Annotated in this window: 24 protein-coding genes and 1 other RNA gene; 16 read left to right on the top strand and 9 right to left on the bottom strand. The window is 67.6% G+C overall.

Annotated elements, in window-relative coordinates; all coding sequences use genetic code 11:
* Positions 1-35 precede the first annotated feature (35 nt).
* Genes ON00_RS19830 through ON00_RS08070 form a run of 4 tightly spaced genes read left to right on the top strand, consistent with a single transcriptional unit; the run spans position 36 to position 2,675 of the window.
* On the top strand, positions 36-812 hold the full coding sequence (locus ON00_RS19830; RefSeq protein ID WP_010404770.1) for a MerR family transcriptional regulator: 777 nt from the start codon (positions 36-38) through the stop codon (positions 810-812).
* Positions 809-1,420: a septation protein IspZ gene (locus tag ON00_RS08080; protein WP_010404769.1), complete on the top strand. Its 612-nt coding sequence runs from the start codon at positions 809-811 to the stop codon at positions 1,418-1,420. The genes ON00_RS19830 and ON00_RS08080 overlap by 4 nt, the downstream gene beginning before the upstream one ends.
* Positions 1,417-2,397 (top strand): aromatic ring-hydroxylating dioxygenase subunit alpha, encoded by a 981-nt coding sequence (locus tag ON00_RS19825; RefSeq protein ID WP_010404768.1) that lies wholly within the window; start codon positions 1,417-1,419, stop codon positions 2,395-2,397. Before ON00_RS08080 ends, ON00_RS19825 begins: the two co-directional genes overlap by 4 nt.
* A 59-nt stretch (positions 2,398-2,456) precedes the next feature.
* Entirely contained in the window at positions 2,457-2,675 is a 219-nt protein-coding gene (locus tag ON00_RS08070) for a hypothetical protein (protein WP_010404765.1), read from the top strand.
* A gap of 24 nt (positions 2,676-2,699) precedes the next feature.
* Here the strand turns inward: ON00_RS08070 and nudC are convergent, their stop codons facing one another.
* From nudC to ON00_RS08055, 3 genes are read right to left on the bottom strand one after another with little or no spacing between them, the layout of a single operon-like run.
* The gene (gene nudC, locus ON00_RS08065) at positions 2,700-3,566 is read right to left on the bottom strand and encodes an NAD(+) diphosphatase (RefSeq protein ID WP_010404762.1); all 867 of its coding nucleotides are present in this window, start codon (positions 3,564-3,566) and stop codon (positions 2,700-2,702) included.
* Positions 3,567-3,577: 11 nt separating this feature from the next.
* Positions 3,578-4,900, bottom strand: a complete 1,323-nt coding sequence (locus tag ON00_RS08060) for a serine hydrolase domain-containing protein (protein WP_010404760.1) — start codon at positions 4,898-4,900, stop codon at positions 3,578-3,580.
* The gene (locus ON00_RS08055) at positions 4,894-5,934 is read right to left on the bottom strand and encodes an A/G-specific adenine glycosylase (RefSeq protein ID WP_010404757.1); all 1,041 of its coding nucleotides are present in this window, start codon (positions 5,932-5,934) and stop codon (positions 4,894-4,896) included. The genes ON00_RS08060 and ON00_RS08055 overlap by 7 nt, the downstream gene beginning before the upstream one ends.
* A gap of 14 nt (positions 5,935-5,948) precedes the next feature.
* Here ON00_RS08055 and ON00_RS08050 point away from each other — a divergent pair, with 14 nt between their 5' ends.
* The 4 genes from ON00_RS08050 (at position 5,949) to ON00_RS08035 (ending at position 11,562) form a co-directional block, all read left to right on the top strand.
* Complete coding sequence (locus ON00_RS08050) at positions 5,949-6,503, top strand: DUF721 domain-containing protein (RefSeq protein WP_010404755.1); 555 nt, start codon at positions 5,949-5,951, stop codon at positions 6,501-6,503.
* The gene (locus tag ON00_RS08045; protein WP_010404754.1) at positions 6,500-7,228 is read left to right on the top strand and encodes a thioredoxin domain-containing protein; all 729 of its coding nucleotides are present in this window, start codon (positions 6,500-6,502) and stop codon (positions 7,226-7,228) included. Before ON00_RS08050 ends, ON00_RS08045 begins: the two co-directional genes overlap by 4 nt.
* Positions 7,229-7,256: 28 nt before the next feature.
* Positions 7,257-8,000, top strand: coding sequence for a thioredoxin domain-containing protein (locus tag ON00_RS08040; protein WP_010404753.1), 744 nt, complete (start codon positions 7,257-7,259; stop codon positions 7,998-8,000).
* A 160-nt stretch (positions 8,001-8,160) separates the two neighbouring features.
* A complete protein-coding gene (locus tag ON00_RS08035; RefSeq protein WP_010404752.1) occupies positions 8,161-11,562 on the top strand; it encodes a chromosome segregation SMC family protein in 3,402 nt (1,133 codons plus the stop codon).
* Between the two features lie 5 nt (positions 11,563-11,567).
* Here the strand turns inward: ON00_RS08035 and ON00_RS08030 are convergent, their stop codons facing one another.
* On the bottom strand, positions 11,568-11,873 hold the full coding sequence (locus ON00_RS08030; protein WP_010404751.1) for a hypothetical protein: 306 nt from the start codon (positions 11,871-11,873) through the stop codon (positions 11,568-11,570).
* A 147-nt stretch (positions 11,874-12,020) separates the two neighbouring features.
* Here ON00_RS08030 and ON00_RS08025 point away from each other — a divergent pair, with 147 nt between their 5' ends.
* From ON00_RS08025 to ON00_RS08015, 3 genes are read left to right on the top strand one after another with little or no spacing between them, the layout of a single operon-like run.
* Positions 12,021-12,428: a hypothetical protein gene (locus tag ON00_RS08025; RefSeq protein WP_010404750.1), complete on the top strand. Its 408-nt coding sequence runs from the start codon at positions 12,021-12,023 to the stop codon at positions 12,426-12,428.
* A gap of 44 nt (positions 12,429-12,472) precedes the next feature.
* Positions 12,473-13,723, top strand: coding sequence for a putative DNA modification/repair radical SAM protein (locus tag ON00_RS08020; RefSeq protein WP_010404749.1), 1,251 nt, complete (start codon positions 12,473-12,475; stop codon positions 13,721-13,723).
* An 11-nt stretch (positions 13,724-13,734) separates the two neighbouring features.
* Entirely contained in the window at positions 13,735-15,120 is a 1,386-nt protein-coding gene (locus tag ON00_RS08015; protein ID WP_010404746.1) for a UdgX family uracil-DNA binding protein, read from the top strand.
* A gap of 6 nt (positions 15,121-15,126) precedes the next feature.
* On the opposite strand, the gene dinB is transcribed toward ON00_RS08015, so the two are convergent.
* Together dinB and ssrA are read right to left on the bottom strand one after the other, a co-directional pair.
* On the bottom strand, positions 15,127-16,212 hold the full coding sequence (dinB, locus tag ON00_RS08010) for a DNA polymerase IV (RefSeq protein WP_010404745.1): 1,086 nt from the start codon (positions 16,210-16,212) through the stop codon (positions 15,127-15,129).
* Positions 16,213-16,280: 68 nt separating this feature from the next.
* Positions 16,281-16,623: a transfer-messenger RNA gene (gene ssrA, locus ON00_RS20140) on the bottom strand.
* Positions 16,624-16,681: 58 nt separating this feature from the next.
* Here ssrA and ON00_RS08005 point away from each other — a divergent pair.
* The gene (locus ON00_RS08005) at positions 16,682-17,113 is read left to right on the top strand and encodes an RrF2 family transcriptional regulator (protein WP_010404742.1); all 432 of its coding nucleotides are present in this window, start codon (positions 16,682-16,684) and stop codon (positions 17,111-17,113) included.
* 154 nt (positions 17,114-17,267) lie between these two features.
* On the opposite strand, the gene mscL is transcribed toward ON00_RS08005, so the two are convergent.
* On the bottom strand, positions 17,268-17,696 hold the full coding sequence (gene mscL / locus ON00_RS08000; protein ID WP_010404740.1) for a large conductance mechanosensitive channel protein MscL: 429 nt from the start codon (positions 17,694-17,696) through the stop codon (positions 17,268-17,270).
* An 82-nt stretch (positions 17,697-17,778) separates the two neighbouring features.
* Between mscL and ON00_RS07995 the strand changes: the two genes are divergently transcribed.
* Genes ON00_RS07995 through ON00_RS07980 form a run of 4 tightly spaced genes read left to right on the top strand, consistent with a single transcriptional unit; the run spans position 17,779 to position 20,483 of the window.
* Positions 17,779-18,363: a LemA family protein gene (locus ON00_RS07995; protein WP_010404739.1), complete on the top strand. Its 585-nt coding sequence runs from the start codon at positions 17,779-17,781 to the stop codon at positions 18,361-18,363.
* Positions 18,364-18,382: 19 nt separating this feature from the next.
* Positions 18,383-19,291 carry a TPM domain-containing protein gene (locus tag ON00_RS07990; protein ID WP_010404736.1) on the top strand — a complete coding sequence of 303 codons (909 nt, stop codon included), beginning with the start codon at positions 18,383-18,385 and terminating at the stop codon, positions 19,289-19,291.
* The gene (locus ON00_RS07985; protein ID WP_010404735.1) at positions 19,291-19,974 is read left to right on the top strand and encodes a TPM domain-containing protein; all 684 of its coding nucleotides are present in this window, start codon (positions 19,291-19,293) and stop codon (positions 19,972-19,974) included. Before ON00_RS07990 ends, ON00_RS07985 begins: the two co-directional genes overlap by 1 nt.
* A complete protein-coding gene (locus ON00_RS07980) occupies positions 19,971-20,483 on the top strand; it encodes an NUDIX hydrolase (protein ID WP_010404732.1) in 513 nt (170 codons plus the stop codon). The genes ON00_RS07985 and ON00_RS07980 overlap by 4 nt, the downstream gene beginning before the upstream one ends.
* 29 nt (positions 20,484-20,512) lie before the next feature.
* On the opposite strand, the gene ON00_RS07975 is transcribed toward ON00_RS07980, so the two are convergent.
* Together ON00_RS07975 and ON00_RS07970 are read right to left on the bottom strand one after the other, a co-directional pair.
* Positions 20,513-20,794 carry an ETC complex I subunit gene (locus ON00_RS07975; RefSeq protein ID WP_010404729.1) on the bottom strand — a complete coding sequence of 94 codons (282 nt, stop codon included), beginning with the start codon at positions 20,792-20,794 and terminating at the stop codon, positions 20,513-20,515.
* Between the two features lie 9 nt (positions 20,795-20,803).
* Positions 20,804-21,761: ATP-dependent helicase C-terminal domain-containing protein (locus ON00_RS07970; protein WP_010404727.1), on the bottom strand; the 958-nt coding region annotated here is incomplete at its 5' end.

Below are 21,761 nucleotides of genomic sequence, written 5' to 3'. Positions count from 1 at the left end.
CGTCGTCCCCAAGGGACGACCGTACAACCTAGCGCATGACCCGAATCAAGCGCCCTTCCGCCCAGTTTCCCGATGGTGCCGCCGATGTCGCCCGGCGCTTTGGCATCACCATCAAGACGCTGCGGCTCTATGAATCCGCAGGCTTGCTCGCGCCAGTGCGCGATGCGCATGGCTGGCGCACATATGGGCAGGCGGAGTGCGAGCGCCTGCACGTTATCCTGCTGTTGCGGCGTTTTGGCCTGACGATCGCGCGGATCGGCGCGTTGCTCGATGAGGGCGCGCCCGATGTGGCGGCGGTGCTCGATCTGCAGGAACAGGCGCTGATCGATCAACGCAACCGGGTCGAGGATTCGCTGATCCTGATCGCCCATGCCCGCCGCAAGCTGCGCGCAGGCGGCACGATCGACGCGGCGGCACTGGCCGACCTCGCGCGCGCCGAGCCGTTGCGGTTGCGCTGGACCCCGGCGCTGGAGGCGCTCGGCGCACGCGTTTTCACCCCCGCTCAGCAACGCCGCCTGGCCGACGTCGCGCCAACCATCGCGGCGGAATGGGCCGAGCTCTATGCCGAGCTCGACACGCTCGTCGATGGCGCGCCCGACACGCCACAGGCACGTGCGCTGGGCGCGCGCGCGGCGGCGCTGATTGCGCGGATGACCGGTGACGACGGGGGCCTGCACGCCGCGCTTACGCAGTTTTGGCAGGACGGTTTTGCCGATCCGGCGCTTGCCGCCTCGCTACCGCTCGATCGGCGGCGGTGGCTGTTCCTGGGCGAAGCGATGGCCGCCCATGCCCGTGACGGAGACTCGAAATGATGCGTCTGCGCTCCTTTCTTGCGGCGGTGTTCCACACCTTTGGCGGGCTCCTTCTATATTGGGCGGTGCTGCTCGCTTTCGGCATCAAGCCCGCCATTGCGGTCGCGCTTGGGTTTATTGTCGTCGAGGGCGGCTGGCGGCTCGCAACCCGGCGGCCGTTCCCGCCTTTATGGCTGCTGGCCAACGGCGCGGCGCTGGTGTTCGGCGCGATCGACCTGTGGGCGCAAACGCCGTTCATGATCCGCTATGAAGGTGCCATCATCAATCTGCTGACGGCTGGCGTGTTTCTGGTCGGCGCGTCGGGGCAGGAGCCGCTGGTGCTGCGCATCGCGCGGCAGCGCAAACCCGATATTCCGGCGGACCGCCCCGAGGTGGTGCACTTCTTCCGCGCCTTCACGCTTGCTTGGGCGCTGTATTTCGTGGCGCGGGCGGGCGCGTTTCTGTGGATCATGAGCGCGTTTCCGCTGGCGCAGGCGCTGGCGATCCGCGCGGTCGTGTCGTGGGGAAGCATCGGGGTGATGCTGCTCGCTTCCTTCAATGGCCGCCGCGTGTTCGACGCGTGCCAGCGGCTCGGCTTTTTCAAACCCGTTAAGGACAATGCTCGATGAACGCCCCCACCCTCGTTGCGGATCGCGTCCCATTGGCGAAAGACGCGTGGTATGTCGGCGTGGCGAGCACGCAATTGCGCGATGCGCCCGTCGCGATCACGCTGCAGGGCGCGCCGATCGTGCTGTTTCGCGATGCCGACGGTCAGGCCCAGGCGCTGCACGATCGTTGCCCGCATCGCGGCGTCGCGCTGTCGCTCGGCACCGTCAGCGATGGGACGATTGCCTGTGCTTATCATGGCTGGCGTTTCGATGGAGCCGGGCGCTGCCGCCATATCCCGTCCTTGCGCGAGGATCAGACGATCAAGAGCGCGCCCGTCCGCCGCTATCCGGTGGCGGAGCAGGACGGCTATGTCTGGCTGTGGACGGGTACCGATGAGCCGGAGGGCGCTCCGTTGGCGATTGACGGATTCGACCGGTTTCAATGGCTGCAGGGCGCGATGGAGCTGGCCTGCGAGGCGATCCTGCCGATCGAAAACAATCTCGACATTTGTCACGCCGCCTTCACCCATCCCAATATGCATCCGCAATGGTTCCGGGTGCAGGCGGTTGGGTTTCTGCCGACGCGCTATACGGTGGAAAGCACCGCCACGGCCCTGACCGTGACCGGGCCGGGCACGCACTTGCGCTTCGATGTGCCCGATCGGGTGACGGTGGCGAGCGGCGATGCCTTCCGTCTGGTGCTGCACCATGTGCCGACCGTGGCCGGGCGCTGCATCCAGCATTGGTTGTTGCAGCGCGGGCCGGTCGAGACGCCGCAACCGCCGCTCTGGTCGTCGACCGAGCCTGAAATTCTGGCGCAGGACCGTGCCGTGCTGGAATCAGCGCAGCGCGCTTATGCGCTGGAAGGCGATGCCTTCGAACAAAGCGTCGAGGCCGACGCCACCACCCTCGCGGCCCGTCGGCTGATCGCGCTGGCGGCGCGACCGGATGCGCGGGAGATGCCGGAAACAAGGCGGGTGGTCAGCGTGCTGAGCTGAAGCGCCAGGGGTAGCGACTCGCGAGGAAGTGTGTCACATTGAACGTAAGGAGAACAGAAATGAGGGTTTTCGCTTACGTCCTGCTCGCGGTGGCTACGCTCTGTGGCTACATCTTCCCCATCGTACTTGGGGTTTTTGTCGCACCGTTAGTGGGCGAGACATCGCTCACTTTCCCGCAGATCGGCGTTTTGTGGACGATCGCTTTTGGGGGGCTGGCGGGGTTTGGCGTTGTCACGCCGCTCATCTGTGCGGACCGCAAGGGCTGGCTGAGGCTGTAAGTCTCGTTCGGCCCGGTTTGCGGCTTACCCTGCGGCCCATGCCGTCAACAGCGTGTGTGCGATCGCATAAGGCGGGGGCGGCAGGAACGGCCCCGGTTCCCCCGCCAGCACCGCGCGCACCACGTCGCGCGGGACCCAGATCGCATCCTCCAGCTCATGTGTGTCGAGCGTGATCGTGTCGTCCTCGGCCATGCCGACGCACGCCACCATCAGCGAGGAGGGGAAAGGCCAGGGCTGGCTGGCCACATAGCGCACGTCGCGCACGCGCACGCCCGCTTCCTCGGCGATTTCACGCGCAACCGCTTCCTCGATCGATTCGCCGGGTTCGAGGAACCCCGCCAGCGCCGAATAGCGACCGGGCGGGAAAGACGGCTGGCGGCCAAGCAGCGCGCGCCCGTCATGCTCGGCGATCATGATGACGACCGGATCGACGCGCGGGAAATGTTCGGCCTGGCAATTGGGGCAGTTCCGCCCCCAACCGGCGCGGAACATGGCGGTCTGGTGCCCGCAATTGGCGCAGAATTGGTGGCGGCTGTGCCAGTCGAGCACGCTGCGCGCGGCGGCATAGGTCGCCGCTTCACCCGGCGCGAAGCGGTCGAGCAGGCCGAACAGCCGCGCCGAGCGGCCTTTGGGTGCGCGCATGCCGGGCGTATAAGCGGCGAAATGCGGGCGGCCCTGGTCGAGGCCGAGCAGTACAAGTTCGGCATCGTCGGGCGCATCGGCCAGCGTGGTCCAGCCGAGCATGCCCCTATCATCGAGTTCGGGCTCGAAATTTTCGAGCTTGAGCAGCCGTGCGCGCCAGTCGCTCTTGGCAGCGGCGAGCGCGGCTTCGTCGTGGCGCAGCGGATCGGCGCGGTCGAGCAGACCGCCGGTAAAGCCGGGTGTCAGCATCGCTGCTGCGCTCACTTCTTGGGCGCTACCGGCGCGAGATCGGCATAGACCGCCTTGGTCGAATCGGCGCGCAGCGGCCAGCGGTCGCCCGGCAGATAATTGACCATGATCGTCGCGCGGATCTTGTTGATCGGATCGACCCAGGCGATCGTGCCGGCCGCACCGCCCCAGCCATAGGTGCCCTTGGCCGGGCCGCCGGGCGTATCGTGCAGCGTGACCGATCCGCCTGCGCCAAAGCCCTGCGGATTGGTGGTGCCACCGGTCGCCGCCACCGCGCCGGGATAGACGACGCCGTTCGGCAGCAGGTTCGACATGGCAAGCTTGACCGTGGCGGGCTTCAGGATGCGCACGCCGTCGAGCGTCCCGCCATTTTGCAGCATGTGCAGGAAGCGGTCGTAATCATAAGCCGAGGTGACGAGCCCGGCACCGCCATACGGGAAGCTAGGGGCTTTGAGATAGACCGAGGTCGCGCCCGGATCGACCGGCGTGCGCCCATTGGGGGTGATGAAATAGCCGGTCGCGAGACGGTGCGCCTCCGACCCCGGCACGGTGAACCAGCTCGAGCGCATCTTGAGCGGCGTAAAGATGCGCGTTTGCAGGAAGCGGTCGAACGGCTGGTGCGCGGCGACCTCGATCACGCGGCCCATCACGTCGAGGCCGATCGAATAGCTCCATTTGGTGCCGGGTTCGGCGATCAGCGGCAGCGTGGCGACCTTGTTGGCAAAGGCTTCCAGCGTCGGCGGGCGCTTGAGGCGAAGCTGCGCCTCGGTCTTGGCGTCCGAGGTGAAGGGGGTGATGCCGGCGTCTTCATAGGCCTTGAGCAACGGCCCCTTGGTGATGATCGTGTAACCGAGCCCGGCGGTGTGGGTCAGCAGGTTGCGGATCGTGATCGGGCGCGTGGCGGGGCGCGTGTCGAGCGAATCCGGGCTGACCTGAACGCGCATCGTCTTGAAGGCGGGGATGAAGTCGCTGACCGGCTGGTCGAGCCGCATCTTGCCTTCTTCGATGAGGATCATCGCCGCCATCGCGGTGATCGGCTTGGTCATCGAATAGACGCGCCACAGGCTGTCCTTGTCGGCGAGCGGGGCACCGGGTTCATCGCCGATCCGCCCGGCCGCGACGACGGCGAAGGGCGCATCGCCGCGGCCGATCACGCCGACCACGCCGGGGATCTTCTTTGCCGCGACATAGCCCGAAAACACCGCCTGCGTTTGCGGGAGGCGCGGCGCGGTGCGCAGCACCACGGGGGCATGTACGACGTGCCGCGCAACCGCCGTTCCGGTTGCCGCGATGAGCAAGGCGCTCGCTGCCATCTTGAACCGCGTCGCTACCATCGTGCCCTCCTGATTGCCGTTGCCGCCTTGGCGAAGACCGTGGGCAAGCCCGCCGAGTCCATCTCGGTCACGCTCCACCACTCCCCGATTGGCCCATGCCCATCCACGCGCGCGACCGCAAGCGCCAGTTCAAGGCGGAAGTGGGTGAAGGTGTGCGAGACCGTCTCCGGCAGCATCTGCCAGGCGGCGGCGAATGGCGGATCGGCGAGCGCAGGCGGTGTGTCCGCCCAGGGCCCGGTCGGCAATGCGCGCATCCCGCCCAGCAGCCCGCGCGGTGGACGCCGCACCAGCAACACGCGCCCCTCCTGCTCGGCCCAGAAGATGGTGCCGTGGCGCTGCGGCTTGGCCGCCTTGGCGAGCTTGATCGGAAAGCCCTCCGGGTCGCCCGAACGATAAGCGGCGCAGTCCTCGGCCAAAGGGCACGCCAGGCAGTGCGGCGCGCGTGGGGTGCAGACCGAGGACCCCAGATCCATCATCGCCTGCGCGAAATCGCCGGAGCGGGTGTCCGGTGTGATGCGGTCGGTCGCGTCGCGCAGATCGGGCATCGCGCCGGGCAAGGGGCGTGAAATCGCAAACACCCGCGCGACCACGCGCGCGACATTGGCATCGACCACCACCGCGCGCGCGCCAAAGGCGATCGCGGCGATGGCGGCGGCGGTATAGGCACCGACTCCCGGGAGTGCGCGCAGTCCTTCTTCGGTGTCGGGAAAGCCACCGCGCTCGGCCACTGTGCGTGCGCAGGCGTGCAAATTGCGGGCGCGGGCATAATAACCAAGGCCCGCCCAGGCGGCCATCAGATCGGCCTCGGGCGCGGCGGCAAGCGCCTCTACCGAGGGCCAGCGCGCGACGAACGCCGCGAACTTCGGGCGTACCGCCGCCACCGTGGTCTGTTGCAGCATGATTTCGGACAGCCACACACGGTATGGATCGGGCGCATTGGTGCCGGGGGCGGCGCGCCACGGCAAATCGCGGGCATGGGCATCATACCAGGCGAGCAATCGGGCGGCGATGGTGGAAGGATGCTTGGCGGACACCGCATCGCTATGGCATGGACGGGCCGATGAGCAAACGCGATCCCGCCAAGCCTGTGATCAAACGCGCCGAGCCGGAAAAGGCGCGTGGTGGGCGTGCGCGCTCGGTCGCGGAATTGCTGCCCGATGCCGGGCGCGCGGCCTTCCGCCGCTTCGGCTTCGTACAGAGCGCGGTGGTCAGCCGCTGGGGCGAGATTGTCGGCCCGCGCTATGCCGGGGTGTCGGCCCCCGAATCGATCAAATTTCCGCATGGGCAGCGCACCGGCGGCACGCTGAGTCTGGTGGTGCGAGGCGCGCATGCGACGATGATGCAGCATATCGCGCCCGAAATCGTTGAGCGGGTCAATCGCTTCTTTGGCTATGAGGCGATTGTACGCGTGCAGATCCGCCAGGGCGACGTGCCGGTGCCCGCGCCGCGCGCGGCTCCGCCGTCGCTGCGGCCGGTGCCGGTCGAACTGGGCGCGAGCTTGCGCACGATCGCCGATCCGGAATTGAAGGCGGTGCTGGAAGCGCTGGCCGCAGGGGTAGCGGCGACGCGCGGCGCGCCGATCGTTGGTGGGAGCGAGGGATGAACATGCGGTTGGTGGTGGCGGCAATGGCCATTGTGGTTGGCGCGGCCTCCGCAGCGCAGGCCGTACCGGCGAAGAAGGCGGTGGCGCATCGGGCACCCGCCAAAGTTGCCTGGGCCAGCATGATCGTCGCCACGCCCGAGGGCGGGGTGCGGATCGGCAACCCCAATGCCAAGGTGAAGCTGATCGAATTTGGATCGCGCACCTGCCCGCATTGCGCGCGATTCGATGCAGAGGGTTTGCCCGCGCTGCGCACCGGCTACATTGCGAGCGGGCAAGTGAGCTATGAATTTCGCGATTTCCCCATTCACGGCGCGCTCGATCTCGGGCCGATCCTGCTTGGGCATTGCGTGCCGACACGCGCCTTCTTCCCGCTGTTGAACGCGATGATGGCCAATCAGGAGAAATTGGTCGGTCGGCCGGACCAGGTCCCCGCCGACAAACAGCAGCAATTGCAGGGGGCCAAGCCGACCGAGATCGCCGCCTATCTCGCCAAATTCTACGGCTATACCGATCTGGTGGTGCAGAAGGGCATGCCGCTGGCCAAGGCCACTGCGTGCCTGGCCGACACCAAGGCGGTCGATCTGGTCGCGCAGCGCGCCGGTGCGGCCAACAAAGCCTATGCCGTGAACAGCACGCCCACCTTCCTCATCAACGGCGTGGCGCAAGCCAACACCTTCACCTGGGCGGCGCTGGAGCCGCTGGTGCGCGCTGCCGTTACCAAGTAAAATGCGTTTTCCCCAAGGAGCTTATTCGATGACCCCTCGCATCCTGTTCGCCGCGCTGGCTGCCGTTTCGCTCGCTTCGTGCGGCGGTGGCGGCGCATCGGGCGGCAACAGCGTCGCCGCTGCACCGGTGGCGGCCAAGCCGGCACCCGCCGGGCAGAATTGGACCGAAGTGGTCTCCAAGACGCCCGAGGGTGGCTATCGCATGGGCAACCCCGATGCGCCGATCAAGCTGGTCGAATATGGATCGCGCACCTGCCCGACCTGTGGCGCGTTTGGCCAGACCGGGCAGAAGCCGCTGACCGAGAAGTATGTCACCACCGGCAAGGTGTCCTACGAATTCCGTGACTATATGGTCCACAATCAGGCGGATTTCGCGCCGAGCCTGCTCGGGCGCTGCGTCGATCCGTCGGCCTTCTTCCCGTTGCTTGAACAAATGTACCTGAGCCAGCCGCAGTTCGAGGCCAAGCTCGCCGACCAGGCCGCCACCAACGCGCTGCAGGCGCAATTGCAGGGCAAGACGCCAAACCAGATGGCCGCAGCCTGGGGCGACTATCTCGGTTATGTCGAGTTCGTGAAGCAGCGCGGCATTCCCGAAGCCAAGGCGCGCGCGTGCATCGCCGACAGCAAGGCGCTGAACGAACTGATCGGCTTGATGAACAAGGGCGAGGGCGCGACCGTCTCCGGCACGCCGACCTTCATCCTGAACGGCACCAAGGTTGAGGGCGTGTCCTGGCCCGATGTCGAGGCGGCGTTGAAGCGCGCGGGGGCGTAACGCTCTCGCTACGTCATGCCGGGCTTGTCCCGGCATCCACGGTGCCGCATGTTCTGCGACTGCGGGGTACTGACGACGGTGGACCCCGGGACAGGCCCGGGGTGACGGCCTCTTGTTGGAAGGACGCCCGCGCAGTTTCCACTCTAGCCGGGGGCTCTGAATGCAGATCAAGCGTCTCCGGCTCTCGGGCTTCAAGAGCTTCGTCGACGCGGCTGATCTGCGGATCGAGCCGGGGCTGACTGGGATCGTCGGCCCCAATGGCTGCGGCAAATCCAATTTGCTCGAGGCGCTGCGCTGGACGATGGGGGAAACCTCGGCGCGGTCGCTGCGTGGCGCGGGGATGGACGACGTCATCTTCGCGGGCACCAACACGCGCCCGGCGCGCGATTTCGCCGAAGTTTCGATGCTGATCGAAAATGCCGGCGAGGAAAGCGAAGTCGTCCGCCGGATCGAGCGCGGGGCGGGGTCTGCCTACCGCATCGACGGGCGCGATGTGCGCGCGAAGGACGTGGCGCTGCTGTTCGCGGATTCGGCGACGGGGGCGCATTCGCCCGCTTTGGTCAGCCAGGGGCGGATCGGCGCGATCATCGCCGCCAAACCCGCCGAGCGCCGCGCAATGCTGGAGGAAGCCGCCGGGATCGCCGGGCTGCACGTCCGCCGCAAGGATGCCGAGCAGAAATTGCGCGCGACCGAGGCTAATCTCGCGCGGCTCGATGAGTTGATTGCAGACCAGGACGGCCGTGCCAATGCACTGCGGCGGCAGGCGCGGCAGGCGGAGCGCTATCGCGCTTTGTCCGAGCAGATCCGCGTGGCCGAGGCGCGGATGATCTTTGCGCGATGGCGCGATGCGCAACAGGCCGCCGATGCCGCCAAGGCCGAGGCGGCGACGTGCGAGGCGCGCGTCGCCGAGGCAAGCGAGGCGCAGCGCGCGGCGGCGGCCTATGCGCTGGCGGCGACCGAGGCGCTGGCGGGCGCACGGGGGCAGGCGCAGGCGCTGCGCGAGGCGGCGAGCGAAGCGGGGCATCGGCTCGGCGGCTTGCGCGGCGAGCAGGCGGCGGCGCTGCGGCGGACGCAGGAACTGGCGGCGGCGCGCGAGCGGCTGGCCGAGGACCGCGCGCGCGAGGGATCGCTGGCGAGCGATGCCGCCGAAGCGATTGCGCGGTTGGCCGAGGAGAGCAAGGCGCTGGAGGTGCGGCTGGCCGAGGCGACCGCGCGCATCCCCGAGCTGGAGACGCGGTTGAGCGAGGCCGAGCGCGCCGGGCGCGATGCCGAAGTGGCGCTGGCGCAGGCGCTCGCCGCGCAAGCGACCGAGCTGGCCGATGCGCGCGTGGCCGAAGCGGCGCTCGCCGCCGCGCGGGTGCGGGCCGAGCGCAGCGCGCGCGATCTGGCGCGGGTGACGGCGGAAAGTGCGGCGTTGGGCGATGCCGCGCCGCTGATCGCCGAGCGCGCGGCGGCAGCGGCGGCGCGCGCGCAGGCGGTGCAGCATGGCGAGGATGCGCGGGCGGCGCTCACCCGCGCCGATGCCGATGAGCGCGGTGCGCGCGACCAGCGCGACCGGGCGCAGGCCGCGCGGGCGACCGCACATGCCGATCTGGCGGCACTCGACAGCGAAGCGACCGCGCTGACCAAGGCGACGCGGCGCGAGGGGCGCGAGCGGTTGCTCGACCGGTTGCAGCCCGAGGCGGGCTATGAACGCGCGCTGGCGGCGGCTTTGGGGGATGATCTGGAAGCGGGACTCGACCCGGCGGGCGAGCGCTTCTGGGCGGGGGCGGAGGTCGCGCCGGGCGATCCGGCGGCACCCGAGGGGACGGTGCCGCTTGGCCAGCATGTCGCGGCACCCGCGGCGCTGGCAAGGCGATTGGCGCAGGTGTTCGTGGCGGAGAGCGATGCGGGCGGGCCGCTTGCGGTCGGGCAGCGGCTGGTGACGCTGACGGGCGTGTTGCGGCGCTGGGACGGCTATGTCGCCAAATCGGGCGGGGCGGCGGCGGCCGAGCGGCTCGAACGCATGAACCGGCTGCGCGCGATCGAGGCGGCGCGCCCGGCGGCGGTGCGCGCGGTCGAGGCGGCGGATGGCGAGCTCGCGCGGATCGACGCGGCGATTGCGGAGGCGCGGAGCGGTGCGGTGGCGGCGCGGCGCTTGCTGGAGAGTGCCGAGACGCGCGCGCGCGATGCGGCGCGCGCCGAAGACCGTGCGGCGGCGGCGATCGAGCGGATCGAGGCGCAGCGCGCCGATCTGGCGGCGCGGCGACAGCGCATCGTCGCCGATCATGAAGAAGCCGAGGCAGAGGTCGCGCGTGCTGCGGGTGTGCAGGCGGCGCTGCCCGATGGCAGCGCGACGCGCGAGCGGGTGCGGACGCTGTCGGGCGAGGCCGAGGCGCGCCGTACCGCGATCGCCACCGCGCGCGCCGACCGCGCCGGGCTCGACCGCGATGTCGGCAGCGCGCGCGAGCGGCTCGCTGCGATGAGCGCCGAGGCGAAGAGCTGGCGCGCGCGGGCAGGCGAGGCGGCGCGGCGCATCGCCGAGATGGACAAGCGCGACGGCGACCTTGCCGCTGAAGCGCAGGCGCTGGTCGGGCGGCCCGAGGCGCTCGCCGCTGAAATCGAAGCGCTGGAAGCAACGCATGCGGCGGCGCGTGCGGAGGCCGATGCCGCCGCCACCGCCGAACGCGCGGCCGAAGCGGCACTCCGCGCAGCCGAAGCGCAAGCCAGCGCTGCCGCCGAAACGCTGGCGCAAGCGCGTGAAGCGCGGGCCGGTGCGGCGGCGCGGGCGGAAAATCAGGAATTGCGGCGGGTGGAGATGAACCGCCTATCGGGCGAACGCTTCCAATGCCCGTCGGTGCTGCTGCCCGAACGCGTCGGCTTTGACGGCGATACGGTGCGGTCGCCCGCTGAGGAATCGGCGACACACGAGAAATTGATGGTTGATCGCGAACGGATCGGCCCGGTCAATCTGGTCGCCGAAAGCGAACTGGCCGAACTCGAAGCCGCGTCCAAGGGCAATGCCGCTGAACGCGAGGAACTGGGGCTGGCGGTCAACCGCCTGCGCGGGTCGATCGGCACGCTCAACCGCGAGGGACGGCAGCGGCTGATGGCGGCGTTCGAGGCGGTCGATGGCCATTTCCGGCGCTTGTTCACCACGCTGTTTAATGGCGGGCAGGCGCATCTCGAACTGGTCGATTCGGACGATCCGCTCGAGGCGGGCCTCGAGATCATGGCGCAGCCGCCGGGCAAGAAATTGCAATCGCTGACGCTGTTATCGGGCGGCGAACAGGCGCTGACCGCCGTCGCGCTGATCTTCGGCTTGTTCCTGACCAACCCCGCGCCGATCTGCGTGCTCGACGAAGTCGATGCGCCGCTGGACGATGCCAATATCGAGCGCTTTTGCGGGTTGCTGGATGCGATGACGCGCGAAACGCAGACGCGCTATCTGATCGTGACGCACAATGCCGTGACGATGAGCCGGATGCACCGGCTGTTCGGCGTAACGATGGTCGAACAAGGCGTCAGCCGCCTTGTTTCGGTGGATCTCGGCGGCGCGGAATCGCTCCTCGCCGCCGAGTAAACGGATCAGCAGCCGTTGCGGCGATTCTGGGCCGCGTCATGCTTCTTGTCGAGATGCTTGCCGAGGAGTGCACCGCCGACGCCGCCCGCCACCGTGCCAAGCACACCGCCGCCGAGCGCATTGCCGACCAACGCACCGCCGGCACCGCCCGCGATCAGGCCAGTCGTTCCCGACGAGCGATGGCAGCGATAGTGACGGCTGGTTTTGCCATAATAGCGATGCTTGCGCGCTTCGGCCTTATCGACCGGGAGGGCCATCGTCACCGGAACAACGAGCGAAGCGGCGGCGAGGCTGAGAAACAGTGAACGCATGATATCGGTCCCTTTTGATGTTTGTGTGGGCGTAACGTTTTAACCGCCTGCGGGTTGCATCCGCGAAACTAGTCGGGCCTTTCAAAACCTCAGCTTAACCATTGTCCGGCAAGCACGGGGTTGCACCGCAATCGGAAAGGGGTTTGCATGAATATCATTCCAGCATTGTCCCATGCGGTTGGCGGCCGCTTCATCGATGTTCCGGCCTCGGTTTCGGCTGGGCTGTGGTCGTGCGATCTCGCGACCGAACGGCTGACTTGGAGTGATGGCGTCTATGATCTGTTCGGAGTCCCGCGCGGCGGCCGCATCGATCGCCACGCCGCAGCGGCGCGCTATACACCCGGATCCCGCATCGCGCTCGAATGTCGGCGTATGGCGGCCATCCGCGATCGCTCCGGCTTCACTCTGGACGCCGAAATCACCGTTGGCCCGACGCGGCGCTGGATTCGCATCGTCGCGCAGGTCGAATGCGACGAGGGCAAGCCGATGCGCCTGTTCGGCTCCAAAACCGATGTGACTTTCGAAAAGATGGCGGGCCTGTCGAAGGACCACTGACCGCGCCGCTTGCGCCGAGCGTGCTGTGAACATATGAAGAACATATGGCCCAGCTCGATGTTCAGCAAAAGCTCGCGATCCTGGCGGATGCCGCGAAATATGATGCGTCCTGCGCATCCTCGGGCTCGGTCAAGCGCACTTCGCGCGACGGGAAGGGGATCGGCTCGACCGACCAGGGCATGGGGATTTGCCATGCCTATGCGCCCGATGGCCGCTGCATTTCGCTGCTCAAGATCCTGCTTACCAACAGCTGCATCTTCGACTGCCATTATTGCATCAACCGCAAAAGCTCGAACGTGCGGCGCGCGCGTTTCACGGCGGCGGAGGTGGTGCGGCTGACGCTGTCTTTCTATCGGCGCAATTATATCGAGGGGCTGTTCCTCTCCTCGGGCATCATCGGTTCGTCCAATTACACGATGGAGCAGATGGTCGAGGTGGCGCGCAGCTTGCGCGAGGATCATGATTTTCGCGGCTATATCCACCTCAAGACCATTCCCGATGCCGACCCCGAACTGGTGCATAAAGCGGGGCTCCATGCCGATCGTTTGTCGATCAATGTCGAATTGCCGACGCTGGCCGGGCTGACGCGGCTCGCGCCCGAGAAATCGGCGGTGCGGATCGAAGGGGCGATGGCGGGGACCAAGCTGGCGATTGCCGACACGAGCGACGCCCGCAAGCGCTTCAAGTCGGCACCGCGCTTTGCGCCTGCCGGGCAATCCACGCAGATGATCGTGGGGGCGGATGCCGCGACCGATGGTGACATCGTGACGCGCGCGTCCTCACTTTATGATCGGTTCGGCTTGCGGCGGGTCTATTATTCGGCGTTCAGCCCGATCCCCGATGCGAGCGCGGTGTTGCCGCTGCAGCGTCCGCCGCTGATGCGCGAACATCGCCTGTATCAATCGGACTGGCTGATGCGCTTCTACGATTATTCCCCCGCCGATGTGGTGGCGGCAACCGACGCGACGACCGGGATGCTGCCGCTCGACATCGACCCCAAGCTCGCCTGGGCGCTCAAGTTTCGCGGATCCTTTCCGGTCGACGTCAACCGCGCGCCGCGCGAGGCGTTGTTGCGGGTGCCGGGGCTGGGGGTGAAAGCGGTCGCGGCGATCCTGTCGGCGCGGCGCTGGCGGCGGTTGCGGCTGGCCGATGTCGCGCGGTTGACGGTGTCGATCGCCAAGCTGCGGCCATTCCTGATCGCCGAGGACTGGCGGCCGGTGGCGCTGAGCGACCGCGCCGATCTGCGGCCGCAGGTTGCACCCAAAACCGAGCAACTGGAGTTGTTTGCGGCCTGAGGGGAGACACGATGCACGTCGTCACTTTGGCCGAACCCGACGATCTGGATGGCTGGCGCGATGCCGCGCGCGCGCTGGCGGGGGCGGGTGTGCCGCCCGAGGAGGTGGTGTGGCAAGTCGGCGGGGCGGCGGACGATCTGTTCGCGCTGGCGGGCACGCCGCCACCGGTGCCGACGCAACCGGCCTTCACCGTGCCCGCGGCCTTCATGGCGCTCGCGCGCAGCGTCGTTTTGCACCGCGACGCCGAACGCTTTGCCTTGCTTTATACCTTGCTGCTGCGCTTGCGCCGCCAGCCGGGGGCGATCGAGGATCGGGCCGATCCGTTGCTGCGGCGGCTGGAGGGTTTCGCGCGCGAAGTGCGCAAGGACATTCACAAGATGCGCGCGTTCCTGCGCTTCCGCGAAGTCGAGGAGGAGGGTGCCCCGCGCTTCGTCGCTTGGTTCGAGCCCGAGCATCATATCGTGCGCGCCAATGCCGGTTTCTTTCTCGATCGCTTCGCGAGCATGCGCTGGTCGATCCTGACGCCCGAGCTTTCGTTGCATTGGGACGGCGAGACGCTGGCGGAGGGGCCGGGCGCGACCAAGCGCGATGCGCCCGAGGGCGACCCGATCGAGGAGGTGTGGAAGACCTATTACGCGTCGATCTTCAACCCGGCGCGCGTGAAGATCGGCGCGATGTTGAAGGAAATGCCGCGCAAATATTGGAAGAACATGCCCGAGACGGCGTTGGTGCCGGGGTTGATTGCCAGCGCGCAGGCGCGGGAGAGCGGGATGATCGCCAAAGCGAAGAGCGCGGTCGGTGGCAATGCGCAGGCGGCATGGGCGGCGTTGCGCGAGGAGGCGGCGGGCTGCACGCGCTGCCCGCTCTACCAGCCCGCGACGCAGACGGTGTTCGGCGAGGGGCCGGTCGATGCCGCGTTGATGTTCGTCGGCGAGCAACCGGGCGATCAGGAGGATCTGGCGGGGCAGCCCTTTGTCGGCCCGGCCGGGCAGATGTTCGACCGCGCGCTGGCCGAGGCGGGGATCGATCGGGCGGGGGTGTACGTCACCAACGCGGTCAAGCATTTCAAGTTCGAGCAGCGCGGCAAGCGGCGCATCCATAACAAACCCGATGCGGGGGAGATCAGCGCGTGCCGCTGGTGGATCGAGCAGGAGCGCTTGCTGGTGCGGCCCAAGGTGACGGTGGCCTTGGGGGCGACCGCGGCGCGCAGCTTGCTCGGGCGGGTGGTGACGATCGGCAAGGAGCGCGGGCGTGCGCTGGCGCTGCCCGAGGGAGGGGAGGCGTGGATCACCGTCCATCCAAGTTACTTGCTGCGCTTACCCGATCGAGCGGCCGCCGAGCAGGAATATGGGCGCTTTGTCGAGGATTTGCGCCGCGCGGGCGAGCGCGTCGGCTGAGCGCGGCTATAGCGGCAAAGTGGGCTGAACCGCCTCGGGCTCTCCATCGACCATGCCCGACAGCGTCAGCCCCAACAGCCGCACCCCGAGCGGCAGCGGCAGATGCGCATCGAGCAAGGCATGGCCGATCGCGAAGAAAGCGTCGCGGTCGACCACGCTGTTGAGCGAACGCGCGCGGGTGATCGTGCGGAAATCGGAGAAGCGTAGCTTCAGCGTCACGGTGCGGCCGCGCGCGCTGTGGCGGTCGATCCGCACCCAGGCGGCTTCGCCGACGCGGTCGAGTGCTGCGTGGAGATCGGCGGGTGCGGACAGGTCGGTTTCGAAGGTGCGTTCGGCCCCGACCGATTTGCTCGGTCGCTCGCTGCGCACCGGGCGGTGATCGACCCCGCGTGCGGCACCATAAAGATAGTCGCCATAGCTGCCGAAATGGGCGTGGAGGAAGGCAAGCGGACGCTCGCGCAGATCGGCGCCGGTCTCGATGCCGAGCGCGGCCATGCGCCGTGCGGTGACCGGGCCGACGCCGTGGAAGCGCTTGACCGGCAAGCTGGCGACGAATGCCGCGCCGTGGCGGGGCGAAATGACGCACAGGCCGTCGGGCTTGTTCTGGTCCGAGGCGAGCTTGGCGATGAACTTGTTGTAGCTGACCCCGGCCGAGGCGGTGAGGGCGGTTTCGGCCTTGATGCGGGCGCGGATCTGCTCGGCGATGGCGCGGGCGGAGCCAAGGCCGTGGCGGTCCTCGGTCACGTCGAGATAGGCTTCGTCGAGCGAGAGAGGTTCGACCAGATCGGTATAATCGTCGAAAATCGCGCGGATCTGCGCCGAGACCGCGCGATAGGCCTCGAAGCGGGGCGGCACGAACACCAGGTCGGGGCAACGGCGAAGGGCTGTGACCGAGGGCATGGCCGAGCGCACTCCGAAGGCGCGCGCTTCATAACTGGCGGCGGCGACCACGCCGCGCGCGCGCGATCCGCCGACCGCGACGGGTCGCCCACGTAAGGTTGGGTCATCGCGCTGTTCGACCGACGCGAAAAAGGCATCCATGTCGATATGGATGATCTTGCGCTGGGGCGGGGCGTCGGCGGAATCGGCCATGCAACACCCTGATAGCCGCGACGGGAAAGGGTGGGGAGTTTCTGTTGCTCGGTACTCCCCGGACCGCCGGTGTCTGCTTCTGTTGCCCGGTGCAGCCCGAACCGCGTTCTTTTGGGGTAACCTAGGCCGTTAGGCCTTTAGTTACGCCGCAATCGCGAGTGCTTCGTTATCGTTAGCACTTGTGGTTTTGAGCCTTTTACAGGTTACTCAGCCCGGGCAAAAACAGCGCCTTTCAACACACGTCGATCCTGGTTCGACCCCGTCAGAGCCCCTCCGGCAAGAGGGGTTTTGGTGGAGTCGCCGGGTACTGCCCCCGGGTCCGCTGCATCTAGTCTACGCTGCACTTTATCACCATAGCCGGGCGAACCCGGCACCCGCGATATAGGCAGAGCCTGGCGCAATGAAAAGGCCCGGTTTGACACCTTGTGCCTTCCACTCGCCACAAATCGGGTGCATGGGGTATAGTATCATGTTGACGCAACGTTCCCGCTACGCGCTTCGCGCGATGATGTTCCTGGCTGAAGCACCCCCCGGGGGCCCGCCGATCCCGATGAACCGGATTGCCGCCGAGGCGAACGTCCCGCGTAAGTTCCTGGAACTGATTCTCGCCGATTTGCGCGAGGCGGGTTTCCTGCACAGCCACCGTGGCAAGATGGGCGGCTATTGCCTGTCGCGCCCGACGCATCTGATTTCGCTGGGCGAGATCATCCGCGTGATCGAGGGGCCGCTGGCGCTCGTGCCGTGCGTCAGCCGCACCGCCTATCGCAGTTGCAAGGATTGCAAGGACGAAGCGAGCTGCGCGATCCGCCACGCGATGATGCGCGTGCGCGACGAGACCGCGCGGATCCTCGATGGCACGAGCCTCGCGGATTCGGTCGCCGAGCAGCTGGTCGCGGCCTGACCGCGCTTACGCGAATGACGCCTTGGGGCTTCAACCGATCCCCAAACGCGTTCGCCCTGAGCCTGCCGAAGGGCTTTCCCCGCGAGCGGCTCGCGGGCAAGGGGGCTTCGACAGGCTCAGCCCGAACGGAATTTAGGGTAAGCGCGAGCTCCCCTTACCGCCGTTTCAGCTCGTCGCGAATTTCGCGCAGCAGCGTCACGTCGGCGGGTTCGACCGGCTCGGCGGGCGTTTCCGGTGCCTTGGGCATCAGCCGGTTCACCGCGCGCACCAGCAGGAAGATGATGAAGGCGACGATCAGGAAATTGACCGCCGCCGTGACGAACGCGCCATAGCCGAGCAGCGGTACCCCGGCCTTTTTCAGCGCGGCATAGTCCGACGAACCAGCGAGCGCGGGCGGCACCTTGCCCAGCACCACGAAATAGCTCGAAAAATCGAGCCCGCCGAAAATTTTACCGATCACCGGCATGATCACGTCGTCGGTCAGCGACGTCACGATCTTGCCGAACGCCCCACCGATGATGACCGCAATTGCCAAATCCAGCACGTTGCCGCGCGCGATGAATGCCTTGAACTCCTTGAACATGGAGCCTCCCAATCCGATTTCGTTTCTCGCGGCCATGCTACCCGGCTATCATGGCGGCGCAAGGCCTGGAGGGATGAACACCATGAAGTATCGCACTCTGATCGCATTCGTTGGCGCGTTCGCGCTGGCCGGTTGCGGGCTGAACAGCGTGCCGACGGCGGACGAGAACGCCAAGGCGAAATGGGCCGATGTCGAAAATTACTATCAGCGCCGCGCCGATCTGATCCCCAATTTGGTGGCGACGGTGAAGGCGGCGGGCGCGCAGGAAAAAGCGATTCTGGTTGAAGTGACGCAGGCGCGCGCCTCGGCATCGCAGGTCAAGGTTTCCAGCGCGGATTTGAACGATCCGTCCAAGGTTGCCGCTTATGAAAAGGCGCAGGCAGGCGTTACCATGTCGCTGCAGCGCTTGCAGGAAGCCTATCCCGAGCTGAAGAGCCAGGACAATTACAAGACGCTGATGGACCAGCTCGAGGGCACCGAAAACCGCATCTCGACCGCGCGGCATGATTATAACAGCGCGGTGCAGGCCTATAACACGACGATCCGCACCTTCCCCGACGCGATTGGCGCGAAGGTGTTTTACGGGGCCAAGCCGCTGGTGCCGTTCAAGGCGACGACGCCGGGAGCGGACGTGGCGCCGACGGTCAATTTCGGCAATTCGAACTAACTACCGGGCCGGAGGCCCCATGCCGATGCGCCTGATTCAGGCACTGCTCGCGATGCTGGTTGCGCTGCTGCTGGGGGTGACCCCGGTGGCAGCGCAGACCTATCCCAAATTCACCGGTCTGGTGGTGGATGCCGCCAACGTTCTGCCACCCGCGACCAAGGCCGATCTGACGGCCAAATTGGAAGCGCTGCAGAAGGACACCAAGCGGCAATTGGTGGTCGCGACGATCCCGGACCTGCAGGGGCAGGAGATCGTAGAATATGGCGTCGGGCTTGGGCGGGCGTGGGGCGTTGGCCTAAAGGGTGCCAATAACGGCGCGATCCTGTTCATCGCGCCCAATGCGCCGAAGGGGCACCGTGGGCCACGGCTGGTAGTGGGATACAGCCTAGAGCCGATCCTGACGGATGCGTTCGCGGGCACGATGATCCGCGAGAAGATGATGCCAAAGCTGACGCAATCCGGCGACATTGCCGGGGCGATGGAAGCGGGTACCGATGCGGTGATCGCGCAACTGCGCGCCTCGCCCGAAGAGGCCAAGGCCAATGTCGATGCGGCGGCGGCGAAGTTCGACAAGGTGCATCAGCGCAGCCGTGCAGGCAGTGGCGGCGGGATTCCGTTTGGGGTGATCATGATCCTGTTCGTGATCGGTTTCATCGTGCTGTCGAGTTTGCGGCGCGGTCGGCGCGGCCAGGACTATCGTAGCGGCGTGGCTCCGGCGGTGCTGTGGGGCTCGGGGCTTGGAAGCGGTTGGGGCGGCGGCTGGGGCAGCGGCTGGGGCAGCGGCTGGGGTGGTGGCTCCGGCGGCGGCTTTGGCGGCGGCGGTGGATCGAGTGGCGGTGGCGGCTCGGACGGAAGCTGGGGCGGCGGTGGCTTTACCGGGGGCGGCGGCGGCGATTTCGGCGGCGGTGGCGCTTCGGGGGATTGGTGATGGCGGGAACGGCACGGCTGACGCGCGACGACCATGCGCAGGTGTTGGCCGCCGTGGCGCGCGCCGAGACGGACACCGATGGCGAAATCGTCACGATCGTGACCGAGCGTTCGGACAGTTACCACGATGCGGCATTGCACTATGCGATTGCCGCGATGCTGATCGTGCTCGCGCTGGCGGCGATCAACCCGCTCGCGATCGAGACTTGGTTGAGCGGCTTCACCGCCGGGTGGGACGATGCGCCCGATCCGCGCTTGCTGTTGGGGGTGATCCTTGCGGCGCAGGCGTTGGTCTTCCTGATCGTGCGCTTTGCGCTGGCCTATATGCCGCTGCGAATGGCGCTGGTGCCCAAAGCGACGCGCGCGCGGCGGGTGCGGCGGCGCGCGATCCAATATTTCAAGGTCGGTGCCGAACGCCGCACCACGGCGCGCGTCGGCATCCTGCTCTATCTGTCGCGCGATGAACGCATGGCCGAGATCGTCGCCGACGAAGCGATCCACCGCGCCGTCCCGGCCGAGCGCTGGGGCGATGCGATGGCGGCGTTGGTCGCCGAAACGCGCTCGGGCAAGCCGGGCGCGGGCATGGCGGCGGCGGTCGAGCGGATCGGCGCGATTCTCTCGGAAACCTTCCCCAAAACGGCGGGCGACCGCAACGAACTTCCGGACAGGCTGATCGAATTATGAGTGCTGAGGTCGTTTGGGAAGGCAAATACATCAAGGCGGTGAAGGACGGCACCTGGGAATATGTGTCGCGCGCGCGCGGCATTCAGGCGGCGGTGATCCTGGCGGTCGAGGACGGGCATGTCCTGTTGGTCGAGCAATATCGCGTGCCGCTTGGGCGGCGCTGCCTGGAATTACCGGCCGGGCTGGTCGGTGACGAGGAGGCAGGCGAGAGCGTCGAAGCCTCCGCGGCGCGCGAACTGGAGGAAGAGACCGGGTATCGCCCCGCTAGAATCGAGCCGCTGGGCTTTTTCCATTCCTCGCCCGGCATGGTCTCCGAGGGATTCATGCTGGTGCGCGCGACCGGGCTGGAGCGTTTTACCGATGGCGGCGGGGTCGAGGGCGAGAACATCACCGTGGTGCGCGTGCCGGTCGCGGAGATTGCAAACGTGGTCGCCGCCAAGCGCGCCGAGGGCGTGGCAATCGACGTGAAGATGTTGCTGCTGCTGGGCGCGGGGATGCTGGCGGGATAACCGCCGCGCCCCGCCCCGCCCCGCAGCGCTTAACGGAAGTTGTCGGCGTAGCTTTGCAGCTTCAGCGTGCGTTCCGGTGCGGGAAGCACGGTGAAGGCCAGCCCTTCGCGCTCGGCATAAGCGATCGCAGCTTCCTGCGTCGGGAAGGTCAGGCGGAGCTGGTCGCGCGTGTCGCCCGAGCCGGCCCAGCCGGTGAGCGGATCGGGCTGCTTGGCCTCGGCGGGGGCGAAGTCCAGCATCCAAATGCTGGTGCGTGCGCGGCCCGAGGACATGGAATTCTTCGGGCGCTGATAGATTCGGGCGATCGACATGGCGCCTCCTTACCGTGCTTCTTTCGCGCGCGCATCTGCGTTTTTCGTGCGCAGCGTCGCATTGGCCGATGCGGGGTCGTCGGGCCAGGGATGGCGAGGATAGCGCCCGCGCATTTCCTTGGCGATGGCGGCCCAACTCCCGGCCCAGAAGCCCGGCAAATCGCGCGTCGTCTGGATCGGGCGACCGGCGGGGGAGGTCAGGCTGAGCACCAGCGGCACCCGCCCGCCCGCGATCATCGGGTGCGTGGCGAGCCCGAACAGCGCCTGCGGGCGCAAGTCGACGCGCGGGCCGCCCTCGGCGTTATAATCGATCGGATGGCTGCTGCCCGCAGGGCTGGTGAAATGGGTGGGGGCAAGGCGGTCGATCGTCTTGAGCGCGTCCCAACCGATCAGCGTGCGGAGTGCATCGGTCAGCGCGCCCGAGTCGATCGCATCAAGCCGCCGTTTGCCGACGAGCAAGGGGGCGAGCCATTCGTCGGCGCGGGCAAGCAGGGCGGCGTCATCGAGCGCCAGTTCGGCGCCGCCATGGTCCTGCGCGAAGGCGGCGCGGTGGCGCAGCGCGCGCGCCGCGTCGCTCCACGGCAATTGCGCGAGGCCGTGGGCGTGAACGCCCGCCAGCAAGGCGGCGGCGATCGCCTCGGGATCGGCTTGCGCATCGGGGCCGCTCGAGAGCCGCAGCGCGCCGAGGCGGCGGTCGCGTGTGGTTTGCACGCCACCCGTCGCGGGATCGAAGGTGACGGTGCGGTGCGTCGCGATCGACTCGCCGAACAGCGCCTCGATCGTGGCCAGGTCGATCGCGGCGGCGGAGAGGATGCGCGCGCCCGAGGCCATGCCTTGCGTTTCGGCCACCGCCAGCCATTCCTCGCGGGCGAGCGCGCTGGTCGGATCGAGCTTGAAGCCGCGCCCGCCGACCGAGGCCCAGGTCTCGCCCGAGCCGTCGCGACGGCGCGCGATGCGATCGGGGAAA

Origin of the sequence: Sphingomonas echinoides ATCC 14820 (genome assembly GCF_000241465.1) — a bacterium.
Taxonomy (GTDB): Bacteria; Pseudomonadota; Alphaproteobacteria; order Sphingomonadales; family Sphingomonadaceae; genus Sphingomonas; species Sphingomonas echinoides.
This window is presented reverse-complemented; position numbering and strand designations above follow the sequence as displayed.